Source organism: Rhodococcus sp. OK302 (genome assembly GCF_002245895.1).
In the GTDB taxonomy this organism is placed as follows: domain Bacteria; phylum Actinomycetota; class Actinomycetes; order Mycobacteriales; family Mycobacteriaceae; genus Rhodococcus_F.
This window is the reverse complement of the sequence record NZ_NPJZ01000001.1, coordinates 1,684,434-1,701,394: the sequence shown is the minus strand read 5'-3', so window position 1 is coordinate 1,701,394 and position 16,961 is coordinate 1,684,434. Positions and strand designations below refer to the sequence as shown.

The 16,961-nt window shown below is 60.1% G+C and carries 13 protein-coding genes and 1 pseudogene; 1 reads left to right on the top strand and 13 read right to left on the bottom strand.

Features of this window, described 5'->3' with window-relative positions; genetic code table 11:
* Positions 1-3 precede the first annotated feature (3 nt).
* Together BDB13_RS07785 and BDB13_RS07780 are read right to left on the bottom strand one after the other, a co-directional pair.
* Positions 4-1,182, bottom strand: coding sequence for an acyl-CoA dehydrogenase family protein (locus BDB13_RS07785; protein WP_094274765.1), 1,179 nt, complete (start codon positions 1,180-1,182; stop codon positions 4-6).
* 45 nt (positions 1,183-1,227) lie between these two features.
* A complete protein-coding gene (locus BDB13_RS07780) occupies positions 1,228-1,983 on the bottom strand; it encodes a class II aldolase/adducin family protein (protein ID WP_094274764.1) in 756 nt (251 codons plus the stop codon).
* Positions 1,984-2,103: 120 nt separating this feature from the next.
* On the opposite strand from BDB13_RS07780, the gene BDB13_RS07775 reads away from it, so the two are divergent.
* Positions 2,104-2,832, top strand: coding sequence for an IclR family transcriptional regulator (locus BDB13_RS07775; RefSeq protein WP_094271127.1), 729 nt, complete (start codon positions 2,104-2,106; stop codon positions 2,830-2,832).
* 7 nt (positions 2,833-2,839) lie between these two features.
* Here the strand turns inward: BDB13_RS07775 and BDB13_RS07770 are convergent, their stop codons facing one another.
* The 11 genes and pseudogenes from BDB13_RS07770 to BDB13_RS07720 form a co-directional block, all read right to left on the bottom strand.
* Complete coding sequence (locus BDB13_RS07770; protein WP_141210622.1) at positions 2,840-3,475, bottom strand: hypothetical protein; 636 nt, start codon at positions 3,473-3,475, stop codon at positions 2,840-2,842.
* A gap of 89 nt (positions 3,476-3,564) precedes the next feature.
* Positions 3,565-4,404: an ATP-binding cassette domain-containing protein gene (locus BDB13_RS07765; RefSeq protein WP_094271125.1), complete on the bottom strand. Its 840-nt coding sequence runs from the start codon at positions 4,402-4,404 to the stop codon at positions 3,565-3,567.
* Positions 4,401-5,450 (bottom strand): ABC transporter ATP-binding protein, encoded by a 1,050-nt coding sequence (locus BDB13_RS07760; RefSeq protein ID WP_094274763.1) that lies wholly within the window; start codon positions 5,448-5,450, stop codon positions 4,401-4,403. The genes BDB13_RS07765 and BDB13_RS07760 overlap by 4 nt, the downstream gene beginning before the upstream one ends.
* A complete protein-coding gene (locus BDB13_RS07755; RefSeq protein WP_094274762.1) occupies positions 5,437-6,324 on the bottom strand; it encodes an ABC transporter permease in 888 nt (295 codons plus the stop codon). Before BDB13_RS07755 ends, BDB13_RS07760 begins: the two co-directional genes overlap by 14 nt.
* Positions 6,321-7,262 carry an ABC transporter permease gene (locus BDB13_RS07750; protein WP_094271124.1) on the bottom strand — a complete coding sequence of 314 codons (942 nt, stop codon included), beginning with the start codon at positions 7,260-7,262 and terminating at the stop codon, positions 6,321-6,323. Before BDB13_RS07750 ends, BDB13_RS07755 begins: the two co-directional genes overlap by 4 nt.
* A gap of 122 nt (positions 7,263-7,384) precedes the next feature.
* Positions 7,385-8,965 carry an ABC transporter substrate-binding protein gene (locus tag BDB13_RS07745; RefSeq protein ID WP_094271123.1) on the bottom strand — a complete coding sequence of 527 codons (1,581 nt, stop codon included), beginning with the start codon at positions 8,963-8,965 and terminating at the stop codon, positions 7,385-7,387.
* A gap of 199 nt (positions 8,966-9,164) precedes the next feature.
* Positions 9,165-10,730: an AMP-binding protein gene (locus tag BDB13_RS07740; RefSeq protein WP_217902121.1), complete on the bottom strand. Its 1,566-nt coding sequence runs from the start codon at positions 10,728-10,730 to the stop codon at positions 9,165-9,167.
* A complete protein-coding gene (locus BDB13_RS07735; RefSeq protein ID WP_254922748.1) occupies positions 10,727-11,767 on the bottom strand; it encodes an NAD(P)H-dependent flavin oxidoreductase in 1,041 nt (346 codons plus the stop codon). The genes BDB13_RS07740 and BDB13_RS07735 overlap by 4 nt, the downstream gene beginning before the upstream one ends.
* Before the next feature lie 33 nt (positions 11,768-11,800).
* Positions 11,801-13,321, bottom strand: a complete 1,521-nt coding sequence (locus tag BDB13_RS33795; RefSeq protein WP_094274760.1) for a carboxyl transferase domain-containing protein — start codon at positions 13,319-13,321, stop codon at positions 11,801-11,803.
* A 51-nt stretch (positions 13,322-13,372) separates the two neighbouring features.
* Positions 13,373-14,863: pseudogene (locus tag BDB13_RS33790) on the bottom strand (class I adenylate-forming enzyme family protein); the annotation flags it as partial.
* 365 nt (positions 14,864-15,228) lie between these two features.
* Entirely contained in the window at positions 15,229-16,656 is a 1,428-nt protein-coding gene (locus tag BDB13_RS07720; RefSeq protein ID WP_094271121.1) for an amidase, read from the bottom strand.
* Between the last annotated feature and the right edge of the window lie 305 nt (positions 16,657-16,961).

The window sequence follows — 16,961 nt, the reverse complement described above, 5'->3', positions numbered from 1 at the left end:
ATGTCAGCGTCCGTAACTCGGCAGGCCGTGTCCGCGCTGCGCTATGACGTCTCGCAGAACCTCGTTTGCACCGGCGCCGAATCGAAGCAACGGGGCAGCGCGGTACAAACGCTCGAACTTGCCGGCCATCACAGCATTCGGATCGGAACCCGCGATCAAGCCGGCCGGACCGAGCATCGATGTTCCGATGTCAGCGATTCTCTGTCTGAGCTCACTGGAGAACACCTTCTCCGTGCTCACGAGCACCGACGGAATGGTTCCGCTTTCCAACAGTGACGAAGCTTCGAAACCCATGAGCTGTGCAAGTTCGACATCGGCGTCCAACTGCGCAAGCTTGCGTCGTACGTCTGCGCTGTCGACGGGGCGCGTTCCGTCCTCACGGATCTCGCGGGAGAGAATCAAGAGATCGTCGACCGCCCGTCGGAGGTCGCCCGCATTGGTGAGTGCACCCCGCTCGAGGTCCAATGCGCCGGTGATGTACTTCCAACCCTTGTCGACCTCACCGATCAAGTTCGTCACGGGGACACGGACGTTGTCGAAAAACGTCTCGTTGGTTCGATACCCGGACCATGCCGTGATCGGGCGAATCACGATGCCCGGCGCATCGATCGGTACGATGATCACCGAAATTCCCTTGTGCTTGGGCACTTCGGTATTGGTACGGACACACAGCCATTCGTGAGTGACCCGCTGCGCCATACTGTTCCAGATCTTGGAACCGTTGATCACCCACTCGTCCCCTTCACGTACTGCCCGTGTCTTCAAACTCGCCAGGTCGGTACCCGCATTGGGTTCGGAATACCCGACTGCGCAAGTCAACTCGCCTCGAGCGATAGGCGGAAGGAACTCCTCCCGATTCTGCCGAGTGCCGTGACGCATGATCATCGGAGCCACCGAGGTGACCGTCAGATCTGGGCCCGGCACACCCCAGTACTCGAATTCGCTCACCAACAGATGCTGGTAAACGGCTCCCAGCCCGAGCCCGCCGAATTCCTCGGGCCAGTTCAGTCCGAACCATCCTTTGGCTCCGATCTTTCGGCGGAAGGCAGTGAGCTCTCCGCCGATGAATTCGAGATCGTGTTCGGCCATCTCCGCACGTAGTTCCGGTGTGACGTTCTCAGCGAGAAATGCGCGCACCTCTTCACGCCAGGCTCGTTGGTTCGCGTCGAGTTCAAAGTCCATGATCATCCGTTCCGATTCCACCGTTGATGACAGAGCGACATACCCTCAGTTGCACGATTCGATGCTCTCGAAAAGCTCAGGGTCGGAACGCAGAACGGCCCGTACTGCCGATTCCCAGAACCCGTAGTAGCTGTTGCCGTCACTTCCGGCCATACGATCGAGCCACCAATTGGGCAACGATGTCTTCGACGGCCCGTCGGCTACTCGAATCATCCAGGCGTTCTTGCAACGCTGTTCGAGTGCGACCGCTCGCAGGTAGACAGCGGCGGCAGTGCTCCCGGTTACGAAGACGCCATGCCCGGCCAGAAGTGCCCGATCAGCCTGTCCGATCGACCGTATCGCGGATTCAGCCGCATCCATGCTGTCGACGGCACCTTCGTATTCGTCGACGAGGACCACTTCACCGCCGCCGAGGCTCGAACTCTGATCGTAGGCCGGCGGAACCTCGCCCAAATCTGCCCAGACCGTGCCGAATTCGGAATGATTGTGCAACGCGATACCCACGTCCGGCCGTGCTCGGTGCAGTGCAAGATGCAGCGGAATCCCCAAGGGAACAGGCCAATCACCTTCAAGGACCTTACCGTCCAGATCGATGCGAATGATGTCGGCCGGGAGAATCTCCTCCCAGGTCAGAAGCCACGGATTGCACAGCATGGTGCCGTCTCCGAGGTTGTAGGTGATGTGTCCGGCGAGATGATCCCGATAACCCTCATTCCACAGTGCACGGGCAAGAACGACAATCTGTTCCGCCGGCGTCAGATCCGGGATCAGTTGCGCCACAGACGGCTTGAACTTTTTCACATCGACCTCTCGATACTTCGCAGGTTCGGAAAGTGCACGTCGAAGGCAATTGCAGGAGATCCGTTGCACCACAAGTATCCCTATGTGATACTGTGTATCAATTCTGTATCAACAATAGGGGTGAGCCAGATCTCAGTCAAGACAATCAGCGGTCTCACGCGTGGTCTTCACGTCATCGAGGCCATAGCAGCCCATCAACCCATCGGGTTGACAGCGCTCGCCCGCCTACTCGACATCGACAAGAGCGCCATGCAGCGCACCCTGGCGACTCTTCATGAAGCCCAATGGATTCGCCCCGCCGGCGACGCCCCACCCCGGTGGGAACTCTCCACCCGCTGCGTGGTCGTCGCTGGCCAGGTCTACAACGGCTCGTCACTTACCGCACGCGCACAACCGGTCATGACCGAGCTCCGCAATGCAACCGGAGAGAGCGTTCACCTCGCCGTTGCCGAGAACAAACACATGATCGTGCTCGGCGTAGTCGACGGCAACCAGATGGTCCGTACAGCACTGAAGGTCGGACAAGTACACGCGCCCGAGACCAGCGCTTCCGGACGTGTGATCCACGCCTATCTCACACAGCAAGAACGCGAAAATGGCTCGAGCGAACCACATTTGTTGCTCAGCCCGGAGGAATACCAAGAGATTCGCTCTCGCGGATGGTCCGTCAGCGCCGGTGCAGTGCAGCAGGGATCAACCAGTCTCGCGGCAGCGATCCTCGACGTATCAGGCTCACCGATCGGCGCGGTAGTGATCAGCGGGCCCGAAACTCGAGTCACGGAAGATCACTTCGCTCATTACGGCGAGTTGCTCCGGACCGCCGCCGACCAGCTCGGAGGGACGCACTGAGCAGTCGTCAGTCGGCTTGCGTCGAAAATGCGACTACGGCCAGACGGACCTGTTCGGATTGTGCCGTAACACCTTTCAAAGCCAGCGCGGTCTCGAACGGGATCAGGCTTCCGGTCGGCAGTGATCGACCACCGAGGTCGGCTGTACCGGAGAGCACCACAACGTACCCTCGGCCGTCACATCGACGCAATGCCTCGGCAGACAGTGCCACGCCCGGGACAAGCGCGACACCGAACGCCGAAGCACCACGACGAGTGCGGGCCAGCAGATTCAACTCGCCTGTCTCACTGCCGCCCTCGTCGACGCTGCAGGTGAAGTGCTCGCCGGCACGAGTCTCGCCTTTAACCCGCGATTCGGGCATGTAGTTCAGTCCCACTGCAGGATCGAGCCGCAGAGTGAAGTACGACAGACCGTCCGGGCCGTCGGCAAAGATCGGGCCGTACACCGTGTACGCATCGCTGTAATGCACCGTGCCCGAACCTATTGCGTGCCTACCCAATCGGCCGTCACCGTCCAATACCACCTGAAATTGATCGACCTCGTGGTAGTGCGGCCGAAGTACCGGAGCTTTCTGCCCAACGAGATAGGCCTGAAAGCCGCCGTCGTCCGAGCCGTCCGAATGCCCTCCCAGGTAGTCGCTCATCAAGAAATCACCAGCGTCCGTGGTCCTCAGGACCGTTCGGGACTGCTCTGGCGTGACTGCATCAAGTGCCGAGCTCATCAGATCCCCCGTCATCCCACGGTTTCCGCAGGAACCACGCCGAAGCCCCGTTCGCGAGCCGAACGTGGCACCGGTACGGGAATCGCTTCGAGCAGGGTCCGGGTGTACTCCTGCTGCGGATTCCGGAAGATGTCTGCAACCGGCCCACTCTCGACCACCTCGCCGCTCGCCATCACCAGGACACGGTCCGCGATGACTTCGATCAATGCCAAGTCATGGCACACGAAGAGATAGGCAAGCCCGAGTTCCTCCTGAAGGTCTCGCAGGAGATTGAGCACCTGAGCACGAACCGAAACATCCAGTGCTGCAACGGGCTCATCGCAGACGATCATCTTGGGATTCAACGTCAATGCGCGCGCAATGGCCACGCGCTGAAGCTGCCCACCCGACAATTCCGCTGGATATCTACCGAAATAGCGTGAGCCGATACCGACTTTGTCCAACATCTGCGTCGCCAGCTTTTCGCGCGCAACCCGGTCCATATCGGTGTGGACGACAAGTGGTTCGATTACTGCATCCACCACTGTCATTCGTGGATTGAGTGAACTGTGCGGATCCTGGAAGATCATCTGCATCCCGCGTCGCATCTTGCGTAGGTCAGCCGGCCTGGCCGCCCGCACGTCGACGCCGTCGAACGTGATCGAGCCGGTATCGGGTTCGATCAACCTGAGTGCAATACGGCCGACCGTCGATTTGCCGGCACCCGACTCCCCCACGACTGCAAGACATTCGCCGGCCTCGAGGGTGAAGCTGACATCCTTGACCGCGTGTGACCACTTCGTCCGACGCCCGAGGAAGTCGCGTCCGGATGAAAACGATTTCGAAACATTCGAAACTTCGAGAAGACTCATCGCACGCTCACTCCTTGCAGATCGAGATCCTGAACACGCAGGCATCGCGCTTCTCCGGTGGGAACACTCGCCATCGGTGGGTGCTGCACGTCGCAGACACCCGGAGTGGCATGCCCGCATCTCGGCGCGAAACGGCAACCCGTCGGCCAATCTGCGGCCGCGGGGATTCCTCCGGGAATCGCAACCAGTCTGCGATCCGTATTCAGTCCAGGCTGCGGTATCGACGCAAGGAGCCCAGATGTGTAGGGGTGCTGCGGTCGGAAGAAGACTTCTTCTGCAGCAGCATTTTCCGCGATCTCGCCGGCATACATGACCACAACACGCTGGCAGAGTTCCGCAACCACAGCAAGATCGTGACTGACGAAGAGTAGCGCCACTCCCGTCTGCTCCTGCAGATCTCGCAGCAGATCGAGGATTTTCGCTTGCACGGTCACATCGAGCGCGGTGGTGGGTTCGTCGGCGATCAGCAACCGCGGATTGCATGCCATCACCATTGCGATCATTACTCGCTGGCACATGCCACCACTGAACGCATGCGGGTACTCGGTCACCCGCTCCTTGGCTCGGGGAATCTGTACCAGTTCGAGCATCTCCACTGCCCTCGCCAGAGCAGCCTTGCGATCCAAACCCAGATGCTTGCGAACGGATTCCGCGATCTGATCGCCGACCGTATAGGCAGGATTGAGACTACGAATGGGCTGCTGGAAGATCATGCCCATTCCCGTACCGCGCAGCTTTCGCCACTCGCGCTCGGGAACCTTGGTCAGATCTCGTCCGTCGAATTCTATGGACCCTCTCGCAATCCGGCCACCGGTTGCCGCAGTCAATCCCATTACCGCCAGCGACGAAACAGTCTTCCCGGAACCGGATTCACCCACCAGCGCCACGGATTCTCCGGCGCCGACATCGAACGAGACGCCGTCGACCGTCGTTTGCCATCCGCCGGCACTCGGAAACTCGATCGTCAGATCTCGAACCCGTAGAAGCGGTTCACCTTTCGCGCCGAGCCCCGCTGATGTGCGGGTGTCATCACTAATTGTCACCATTGCGACTCCGTAGAAGGGACCGACGAACACCGTCGCCCAGGTAGGTGAAGGACAGGACGGTCAGAAAGATCATCACGCCGGGCGGCCAAACGAGGTACGGCGCAATCTGCATATTCGACGCCGCGGTGCTGAGCATCGAACCCCAACTCGCGGCCGGGGCCTTTGCACCGAGACCGAGGAAACTCAAGCTAGCTTCAGCCGCGACGGCTGCGCCGAGTGACACCGAGATGACCAGCACGACAGGCGGCAAGACATTCGGGAGGATGTGGCGAACAATTGTCCTGATCGGCAAACATCCCAGTGCAATTGCGGCCTCGATGTAGGTCTCCTGACGCACGTCCATGGTGGAAGCCCTTGCGACACGGAAGAATCTGGGCGCCATCACCAAACCGATGGCGAGCATCGCATTGGTGATTCCGGATCCGAGGACCGCAACGATCGTAATTGCGAGCACGAGCGCCGGGGCACTCATCAACGCGTCCATCACTCGGGTGATCAGGGAATCAACCCAGCCACCTCGATAGCCCGCCATAACGCCCAGGGGAAGCCCCAGAATCAGTGCCACGCTCACAGCTTGGAGGGATGCTGTCAGGGAGATTCGAGCGCCGTAGATCAATCTGCTCAGCACATCTCGCCCGTAGTCGTCGGTTCCCAAGAGATGATCTGCGCTCGGTGGCTGCAGGCGGTTGACAACTTCCTGCAAGTACGGGTCGTGCGGAGCCAGGATCGGGGCAAAAACAGCCATGAGCACCAGCAGCAGAAGAAAGACACCTGCCACCAATGTAACCGGCTTCTGCAGCAGAACTTTCAGCCCGCGATTGCGACTGGAACGCTTCGTCGTAGCGCTCTCCGTAAGTGCCTCAGGGTCAGTCATGCGCGAACCTTAGGGTTGAAGTAGCCATAGGAAATATCGACAAGCAGATTCACCACCACCACGACCACGGTCGTGAAGAGTACGAATCCGAGCAGTACCGGAATATCACGGTTCTGGACGCTGTCCACCGCCAGACTTCCGAGACCTGGCATGCCGTAGATGATTTCGATGGTCACTGCTCCGCCCAGTACTTCGGAGACCCGGAAGCCCAGCACCGTGACCACCGGGATACACGCGTTCTTAAGTCCGTGTTTGAAGACGACGCTGGCGCGACTGAGGCCCTTCGCCTCCGCGTTGAGAATGTAGTCACTCTTCAGGACTTGTCCCAGCGACGAGCGTAATTGAAGTGTCACTTCCGCGGCGGGCAGCAAGGCCAGCGCAGTACCGGGCAAGATCAGGTGCTGAATCCAAGGAACAAAACCGGCGGACAGCGGGGCGTACCCGAAGGCCGGAAAGATCTGATTCGTTACGGCAAAGACGGATACCAATACCAGGCCGAACCAGAACGCCGGAATGGCAATCGCGATGGATGCCACGACGTTGACCATGCGGTCGACGATTCCGCCAGGGCGCAGCGATGCGACAACGCCGAGGATCACGCCGACCGTCACCGCAAGCACCATCGTGAAGATCACCAGTGACAGCGTTGTCGCCATCCTCCGCAATATCAGATCCGTAACCGACTGGTGGGAGAGGAACGACGTTCCCAAATCTCCTTGCAACACGCCCCCGACCCATCGGAGATATCGCAGGAAGATGTTGTCGTCCAAATGAAGTGACGAACGGATCTCGGCCAGCCGCTCGGGCGTCGGATTTTCTCCGGCGAGAATGACCGCCGGATCTCCGGGCGACAGATCGATCAACAAGAAGATCATCAAGGGCACGATCAACAGAAGCGGCACAGCCGCCAACAGCCGTCGCCCGGCATAACGCAACATAAGCACCCCTCACCGGCGCTTACAGCCGGTCCGTGTCGGCGGTTCCGCCTCCGGGTACGTGCAGATTGCAGATACCCGGAAGCGAACCGGTCTTCATCGAGAACGATCTGAATTCAGCAGTTCTACTTGGTCAATCCGACGTATCGCAGATCGAAGATTCCGGTATCGACCCACGGGATGTTGTCGGCATTGACAACCTTGCCACTGAATATCGTGGCGTTCGTCTGGTTGCAGATCGGCACCCACATGGCTTCCGCGAGTGTCTTCGACCAAATCTCGTGGTACAGGTCAGCGCGAGCGTCCTGCGACAACGTCGGGTCGGAGGCCTTCTTTGCCAGTGCTGCAACTTCGGGATTGCCGTTGCTCATGTCGTAGGGACCCACGACAAACGTATTGACAGTTTCGGCCGGATCGACCTTCGGGCTGAAGCTGTTGGACACCATCGACTGGTAGTTGCCGGCAATGTATCCCGGTTCGTTCTGCGTGTTCGGCACCGGCTCGAGCTCGGCATCGAATCCCGCTGCAGCCAAAGAAGACTGAATCACGTTGGTGGGCTTCTCGGTGTTGGTTCCGGCAGCGAAGGTCAATGAGATCTTCGCTCCACCCGCACCTTGAACAAGGCTCTTGGCCTTCTCCAGATCAAAGGTATACGGGTACTTGTAGGAGGGATCCGCTGCCCAGCTGGATTCGGGATACATCTGACGGTACGGCGTGCAGGTACCCGAGAAGAGCGCACTGATTGCCTCCGGGTCGATTGCATGTGCAACTGCCTGGCGCACTTCAGGTTTCGCCAAGTCATCGCGTGCGCGCATGAAGACACCGAGCACGTTGCGGAACTTCACCTTGTCAACGCCGATGACATTGCGGTCCGCAAGCGTCTGGGACTGGACGATCTCGTTGGCAGAGCTAACCCAGCTGATGTCCGTGGCACCGGTCTGCAGGCCGTTCAGGCGTGTCGTTGCATCGGGCATCCACTTGAACTGGATCCCACCGAGCAATCCCGCTGCCGAATCCCAGTATGTTCCCTCGGCGCGTGTGACATCAAGAGATTCTTCCGGCACGTACTTCGTTACGATGTACGGTCCGGATCCGCCCTGGCCGGGATCGTTCCGAATGTCAGTACCGGCTTCTATAACCTTGGGGCTGACCATCATTCCGACATTGGTGCTGAACAGTCCGGGCAATTCCACCCCGGATCCCTTGACGAGGTTCAAACGCACCGTCGTCGGATCTACAGCCTCAATCGAGGTGATGTCGTCGAGCGCTGCGACAACCGTGCTACCGGCCATTGTCTTTCCGCGTTGGAAGTTCGCGGCGACAGCTGCGGCATCGAACTTGGATCCGTCATGGAACGTGACGTCGTCCCGCAGCTTCAATTCGAGATACGCGCCGTCGGGGGCAAACTCCCATGACTTAGCAAGTCCTGGAATGAGATTGCCGTCCTTGTCGACCATCGTCAAACGATCGAACATCGGAGTCAGGTAGCCCCATCCGCCATAGCTTGCCTGCAGGTACGGGTCCAGATTTCGAGTCGGCGCCGCCGCCGTCACCCGAAGGACGGCACTGCGATCGATATCCGCTGCCGACGCAGTCGAGCCGCCGGCCGTGGTTGTTCCGCCACCTCCGCCGCACCCGGCCACTGCCAGCGCAGTCACCAACGCCACGGCGGCAACTTTGCCTCTGCCGTTCCATTTTCCGGTCATCGAATTCCTCTCGAAGTGAATCTCTACCGATCAGAAACCCCGTACGCACACAGCCGCTCAGGTCTACTTGGCAGACTAACGCGAATATACCTATTAGGTATACGTTTTTTGGAACTCAGTTTGAGTTTCGATCCAGAGTGAAAATTCACCAACCCCGAATCCCGCTCAACGAGACGGAAATTCGGGACGAAGGACCTAGTCAGGGCCCTGGCTGATCTCGCAATGCCTTCTTATCCACCTTGCCCAACGCGGTCAATGGAAGGCTGTCCACGATGTGAATCCGCTTCGGGGCTTGGACCGACCCTTTGCGTTGCTTGACCAACGCCACCAACTCGGACTCATCGACGATTGCGCCGGGCCGTAGAACTACCGACGCCGTCACGGCTTCACCCCATTTGTCGTCCGGGGTTCCGTACACTGCGGCGCTGGATACAGATTCATGGGAGGTCAACGCATCCTCGACCTCTTTGGGATAGACATTGAACCCACCGCTGATGATCATGTCCTTCTTACGATCGACGATGTACAGGTATCCCCGATCATCGGCACGCGCGATATCGCCGGTATGCAACCAACCGTCCACGAGCGTTTCTGCCGTCAACTCGTCGTTCTTCCAGTAGCCATCCATTGTGGCACCGTCGCGCACGCACACTTCTCCGAGTTCGCCCGTGGGGACCTCCTGTCCCTCGGCGTCCCGTACCGAAACGGTGAATGGACTGAGCGGAAATCCACAGGACGAGAGCAGATCCGGGTCGCTCGGATCGTGGTCTGACTTTTTCAGTAGTGCGATCGGATAACACTCGGTCTGTCCGTACAGTTGCGAAAATACCGGACCTACTCGATCCAGACCCTCCATCAACCGGGACGGCGACATCGGCGATGCACCGTACAGGATCAACTCCAGCGAAGAAAGATCCGCGCCGTCGATGGCGGGGTCGTCGAGCATCGAGTAGATCATCGACGGCACAAGGAGCGTGAAGTTCGATCGCTCACGCTCTATCGCAGCGAAGACACGCTCCGGGGTGAATCCGTTGATCAGATGCACGCTGCCACCACGAATGAAGGTGGACAACACTTTCGACCCACCGACATGACTCAAGGGTGCTACCGAAAGGTAACGAGGGCTGTCCGGAATCTCGAAGTCGCTCAAAATGCCGGCCGTCGCCCGGACAGCAGACGCATGGCGACGCATCACGCCTTTCGGTTTTCCGGTAGTTCCGCCGGTATACGCGATCACTGCGATGTCCGATCGCGAGGCAAGGTCTACTGCCCGCGAACTTCCGACCGAATTCGCCAAATCTTCCAGATCACAGGCAAAGTCGCACGGTCCGAAACTGAAAACAGCAGTGACATCGTCTACGCACGCGGCGGCCAATTGCCCGGCACGCTCACTGTGATGGCGTTCATCGACCACCACGCCGTCTACTTCGGCGTCGCGTATCTGGAACATCTGATCGTCGAACGAGCCCATCGGATGCAACCATGACGTCGCGATTCCGGAAGCATGCGCGGCTGCGCCGATACACCAGGCTTCGGCACGGTTGCCGGCCAATATCGCGAGGGTAGATCCTCGACCTAATCCCTTGCGCTGCAGTACATGTTGATAGCGTCCGATCAGATCGGCCGCACCGGCATAGGAGAGCCTCCCGCCGTCCCAGGAGAACGCCAGCCGTTCCGGATATCGACGTAGCGCCCGAATCGTCAGCGAACCCATCGTCTGGCCGGGGCCGGAGATTCCCGCATTCCGATTTCCTGCAGATATCACTGAAGTTCCTCCAGCGCAGTCACGTTCGCCTGCATCTCGAGCATCGAACGGGTTCTCGCACGGGCACTGTCGTACTCGTTTCGCGTATCTCGGACGAGGTCCGATACCGGCCCTCGCCGCTTCACACCCGACACCGTGTGTCCGGCACTCCAGACGTCGGTCCATCGCACCGGACCAGCGGCCGGCGCCTTCGCCCCGAACAGTTCGGCCGAATCCTTCACGGAGATCTGCTCGTTCAATTTTCCGGGATCGAGCCCCTGCGCCCTGATGGACGGCTCGAGCATGTTCGTGCGCAACCCTGTGAACGCGTTGGTCAGAAGTACATCGTCCATCGTGCTGGCGACCAACATGTCCTTGTACGCCGGGGCACCGGCACTCTCGTCCGTGGCAATGAACCGAGTACCCATGTAGGCCGCGTCGTATCCCGCCACCTCCGCGGCCCACAAGGCGTGTCCGTCCGAGATTCCTCCTGCGAGAATAACTGTGCCCTCGAAGAATTCGCGAACCGCGCGAACAAAGACGAACGGGTTCATCCAACCCGTCTGACCACCGGCCCCCGCGGACAACAACACGAGTCCGTCTGCTCCGGCCGCAACTGCTTTCTCGGCGTGACGAAGAGTTCCGACGTCGGCAAAGACCTTGGCACCGATGTCGTGAAGGGGACCGATGATCGGCGCGGGAGACCCTACACTCGCAATTACCAATTCCACCCGGTGTCGGAGTAGACACGCAAGATCGTCTGCCAGTCGAGGTTGCCTGATGATCAGGTTGGGGCAGTACGGGGCGATTGTTCCACCGCTCTCCGCCTGCTCGCGATCGAAGATCGTCAGCCAGTTATCGAGTTCCTCCACGGTGCGAGCGTTAGCCGTCGGAAAGGCACCGACTACTCCCGCGGCACAGGCGGCCGAGACAAGTTCAATCCCGCTCACCCTGAGCATCGGAGCTGCGATGACGGGGATCCTCAGACGGCTGCCGAACATATTCCGAAAGATGTGCGTCGTATCGGACTCTTCAACACCGGCTGCACTCAGGCTCACAAATCTTCTCCAATTCTCTTGCAATACAAACGATCAGGGCAAGTATCCAGTACGCATGACGGGACTGGCGGGCTCCGAATCACGGCCGGCCGAGAGTCGCAGCGCCCCGAGCAGCGCGTTGCGCAATTCGCGCGGGTCAATCACATCGTCATAGGTCACCGAACTTGCCAGACGCCACGGACCTGCGGCCTCGTTCTCGATCAATGCGCGCTGTGTGCGCTCGTCCGCTTTCGCGGTTCGCCCACCCACGGCGGCCGGAATTCCACCCAGCATGCCGCCGGGGAAGGACAGCGAAATCGTCTGATGGTCAAAAGCATTCTGCCCCATAACAGATCCCCCGAAGCCGAACGCTTTCCGCACTGTCACATGCATTTTCGGCACCGTTGACCGATGCTGAGCCGCAAACATTCGAGCGCTCGCGCGAAGTATCCCGTCTCGTTCGGACTTACTTCCCGCCAGAACGCCCGGGTTATCGGCCAGGAAAATCAACGGCAGATGAAAAGCGCCGGTCATCTCGATGAACCGCGTTGCCTTCTCCGCCGCTGCAACGTCGAGCGCACCAGCTAGTACCAGCGGCTGATTGGCGACGACGGCGACTGCTCGACCACCCATCCTGGCCAGTGCAGTGATCACGGAAGAACCGTGGTGTGGCTGTAGCTCGAAGAGACTGCCGTCGTCCACCATCACTGACAACACATCTCGCATGTCGTACGGGATACGAGGATTCGGAGGAAGGATGTCGAGAAGAGTTTCGAGTGACCGTGGTGCCGCAATGGGCGCTTCGGTATCCGAGTGTTCCGTGCGACTCCAGGCATTCGACGGAAAATACGACAGGTAGCGCCGAGCCATTGCGAGCGCAGAGTCGATGTCTGCGGCCACATTGTCTGCGACACCACTCTGCACGGCGTGCACGTGCGGCCCACCGAGATCTTCCTTGGTCACCTTTTCACCCAGCGACGCCTCCACCAATGGTGGGCCCGCAGTAAACAGTGCGCCGTGACCTTCGATCATCACCACAAAATCAGACATGGGCGCAGCGAGCGCACCATGGCCCGCCGAGGGGCCACAGACTATCGAGACCGTCGGAACGAGTCCTGAAAGTTCCGCCATCGCTTGAAGATCGTTGGGTGCCGGCCGATGCGGGTGCAGTGCATTGGTGGCCCGATGCCCCGCGCCTTCCAGCAACATGATCAACGGAGCACGCTCCCGCTTGGCAAGTTCCGCGATGCGGGCACGTTTGGTCGCGGCCGCAGTTCCGATCGATCCGCCGGCAACCGTGAAATCCTCCGAACCGACCAGAACCGGTCGACCGTCGACGAGACCGGATCCGGCAACAAATCCATCCGACGGTATCGATGTATCGCCGCCGAGAATGCCGATTTCCTGGAAAGTGCCGTGATCCAACAGCTTCGCTATGCGCTCGCGGGAATCCACCCGACCGAATCGCCGGTAGCGCAGCAACTTGTCCGGCCCACCCATTGCCCGAGCCGCCACGCGGCGCTCATCGAGCGCAGCCAGCAACGGTGCCCAGGCATGACGATTCTCCGAGACCATCGACGGTTCCGCTTCGACATCGAGTTGTTTGCGTACCACTTTTCCGGTTGCATTGCGCGGTAACGGTTCAGTTGTCAGTCGCCATCGCGACGGAACCTTGTACTTGGCGAGGCGTTCCCGTAGGTACCCGAGCAGCTCCACCTCCGTGACAGATCCCGGCTCCTCGACCACAACGATCGCAGCCACCTCTTCGCCCAAATCTTCATGCGAAACCCCGACGACAGCGCATTCCTGTACCGCCGGGTGCTCACTGAGGACGTTCTCGACCTCGACCGGGTAGATATTCTCGCCACCACGCAGAATCAGATCGGAACGACGGCTGCTTACACGAAGGTGACCGTCTGCCATGAACCCCAGATCTCCGGTGCGCAGCCATCCTTCTTCGTCGAGTGCCGCCGACGTCGCAGATTCGTTGTTCCAGTAACCCACCATGACGTGCGGCCCGCGCAGGCATATCTCACCCTCGTAACCGTCCGGGAGCCGATGACCGTTGTCGTCCCGGATCTCGACACTCATCGTGACGACGGGGCGACCCACGGAATCGGGGTAGTCCTCGAGATCGGCTGCTGTCGCCAATGTGGCTCCGGTGGACGACTCGGTGAGCCCGTACGTCGTCCCCAACGAACGCCCTGCCACCGGCAACAGTTCGCGGACCTTCTCCTTCAGCACCGTCGACGACGGCGCCGATCCCAGTGACATCGTCTTGAGTGAGGACAGATCGTATCGGGACAGATCACCGTGTGAAACAAGGCGATTCGCCATCGTCGGAACAGCTCCCCAGTTGGTGACCTGCTCACGCTCGATCAATCGCAGCACGCGGTCGATGTCGAAGCGCCCGCTGTAGATGACGGCGGTGTCACCGATCGACAACCGTGGAACGGCGAGATTGTGCAGTGACGCGATGTGGAACAGCGGATTCGACAGGAGAAACCGCCGGTCCGCGGGTGTGCTTCCGAGATGCGTTGCCAACGCGTCGTTGAATCGGTGAAAGTCGTTTGCCGTGATGACGTTCCGATGCGAGTGTGTTGCACCCTTCGGTCGACCGGTTGTGCCGCTGGTGTACAAGATGACGGCGGGATCGTCCTCGTCAATAGCGCAGGTCGGCAGTTCTGCGGCCACGTGCACCGTGGACAACCGCGGTACGTCGGATTCGACGGACAGCACCGGCACGTTCACATCACCGAGCAGTTCTCGTCGTTTTGCATCGGCGACAACAAGTTTCGGAGTGGAGTGCTTCATGCCGTAATCGATCTCGGGAGCGGACCACATCGCGTTCATCCCGACCACGATTGCCCCGAGCGACGTTGCCGCCCAGAACGTGACGATCCACTGGGCGTTGTTCGCCGACAGAATCGCCACGCGGTCGCCCTTGCCGATCGAGTACGTGCGTCGCAACTCCTCCGCTAGTGACGCCACGCGAGAGAAATGATCGGCGAACGTGATCCGCAGTTCGTCACACACCAGATACTCGGCATCGCCGTACCGGACCGATGCCGCCAGAATCTCACGAAGCGTGTGCGCCCGGTTCGTGAACACCGGCATGACATGGCCGCGCACGGATTCGTCAGCCACCTCGAACAACTGCCCCGGGCCTGTCAGTTCTTCCACGGCCAGAGAACGCCGGTGTGCCATGTCCGCTTGAACGACCATCCTTTATCCATTTCTGTGACAACGCAGTTCGGTCGCGCTGGGAGAAAACTCGATGTGGATCGACGCCTGATCGTTCCACTCGAGGCGGCTACTCACCACCGCACATTGTGGATACTACGCAGAAGGGTCGTTCGATATGGGATATTTCGATTAGAAATACTTTTGAGTTCCGGGAGCCCGTCGAACCCCGCTCGATGCACGACAAAACGGCCCGGCAGTGTGCAAAGAACACACCGCCAAACCGTTTTGTCGCGCTGTTATCCCTGGGTCGGCGGCCACACCGGGGCGATGGACCACGGACGTGCCGTTTCGAGTTGCGACGCAACTTGAATCAGCAAATCTTCGCGCCCGAACGCGGCAACCAACTGCACGCCGATAGGCACGCCAGCCGAGTCATGACCCATCGGCAAGGAAATCGCCGGCTGACCAGAGCTGTTGAACGGACTGGTCAAACCGCTGTATCCGGCCGAGTGCTCCCAGATCGACATGGGATTCGCCGTATCGAGCAGACCCAGAGGTGCGGCCGGCCGAGCCATCGTCGGGGTAAGCAACAGATCGTGATCGACGAAGAACGCGCCGATCACCTGGGCCGCCCGCTCGAGTTCCTGCAGTGCTTTGACGACGTTGGTCGCACTCTCGGTCTTCGCGCGGTCGTAGATCATCCGAGCCATCGGCTCGAGGTCGTCGTCGCGGATTGCGCGGTTCACGGCCTCGAGTCGTGCGTCGACCTCAATGGTCATGGGAATGCCCATCAACACGGAAAGCCCAGCAGTGAGCGCATCGAGCGGAAAGTCCGGGGCACCTTCGGTGACATGGTGACCGAGTTCTTCGAGCAGACCGGCAACGCTCGTGGTGACGGCCGCGCACTCCGGGTCCACCGGTGTGCCGTCCGGCAACGCGTTACTCAGAGCGATCCGCAACCGTCCGGGATCCGCGCCCACCTCCTCGACGTACGGCCGCTTCGGCGCCAGGATCACGTACGGATCGCCCACCGTCGGCCCGGCGGCAAGATCGAGGAGCAACGCGGTGTCCCGCACACTTCGGGTGAGCGCGTGGTGAACGCCCATCGGCGACGCGAACAGAGTTCGTGCCGGCGCCGTCGGCGTTCGACCGCGACTGGGCTTGAGACCAACCAGACCGCAGGCGGACGCCGGGATGCGGATCGATCCCCCGCCGTCACTGGCATGGCCGGCGGGCACGATTCCTACTGCAACAGCTACAGCCGTTCCGCCCGACGACCCACCGGGGGAACGATCGAGGGCATACGGGTTGCGGGTTGGACCGAACAGCGCAGGTTCGGTGCTCGCGTTCTTGCCGAACTCCGGAGTGTTCGTCTTACCGACAATCACCAGCCCGGCACGACGGTATCGTTCAACGAGCGTCGAATCCGCCTGCGCCACAGCGTCGGCGAACAAACGAGATCCGTTGGTGCTCGGTAAGCCTGCGACGTCCAGTCCGAGGTCCTTGATCACGAACGGGATACCGTGGAGTGGACCTTCGGGAAGACCGGCAGCGACCTCGTTCCGAGCTTCGTCGCGGCGCTCGCTGATCACTGCATTGACGGCAGGGTTCCGCTCGTCGAGCCGGTCAAGGCTGAACTCCAGGACCTCCTTGGCAGATACGTCCCCCTCGCGAATCGCCCCGGCCAGGCCAGTCATGTCACTGTTGTCGAACAAATCCTGCATCGATGCCCTCATCACTCGTGTGCTGCATTGTGCGATTGTGAGGTCCGTCATATCAACCACAACGGGCGACAGGCCTTAAGGATTCCGCTTACCGGGACTGACGCGAGGGCGCATGGCAATCGCAGGAGTCGTCGACGCCACAGGCGAGAGCACCGTCGACAATTGTCGGGAGCAGCCCGGAATGTTTGTTTTGCGACTCCACACTCACCCGCACCTTACTGGCCGGGTAAAAGGTTCCGAGGGACATCATCTTTCCCCTCTCCCTCAAACTCCGATGCGCAAGGTTCTCAAGTTCGAACTGCGGG

Coding starts and splice junctions, on each gene's coding strand:
- BDB13_RS07745 (WP_094271123.1), bottom strand. CDS start 8,965: ATGACCGGAAAATGGAACGGCAGAGGCAAAGTTGCCGCCGTGGCGTTG.
- BDB13_RS07760 (WP_094274763.1), bottom strand. CDS start 5,450: ATGGTGACAATTAGTGATGACACCCGCACATCAGCGGGGCTCGGCGCG.
- BDB13_RS33795 (WP_094274760.1), bottom strand. CDS start 13,321: ATGGTCTCGGAGAATCGTCATGCCTGGGCACCGTTGCTGGCTGCGCTC.
- BDB13_RS07785 (WP_094274765.1), bottom strand. CDS start 1,182: ATGGACTTTGAACTCGACGCGAACCAACGAGCCTGGCGTGAAGAGGTG.
- BDB13_RS07750 (WP_094271124.1), bottom strand. CDS start 7,262: ATGTTGCGTTATGCCGGGCGACGGCTGTTGGCGGCTGTGCCGCTTCTG.
- BDB13_RS07720 (WP_094271121.1), bottom strand. CDS start 16,656: ATGCAGGATTTGTTCGACAACAGTGACATGACTGGCCTGGCCGGGGCG.
- BDB13_RS07765 (WP_094271125.1), bottom strand. CDS start 4,404: ATGAGTCTTCTCGAAGTTTCGAATGTTTCGAAATCGTTTTCATCCGGA.
- BDB13_RS07755 (WP_094274762.1), bottom strand. CDS start 6,324: ATGACTGACCCTGAGGCACTTACGGAGAGCGCTACGACGAAGCGTTCC.
- BDB13_RS07770 (WP_141210622.1), bottom strand. CDS start 3,475: ATGAGCGACTACCTGGGAGGGCATTCGGACGGCTCGGACGACGGCGGC.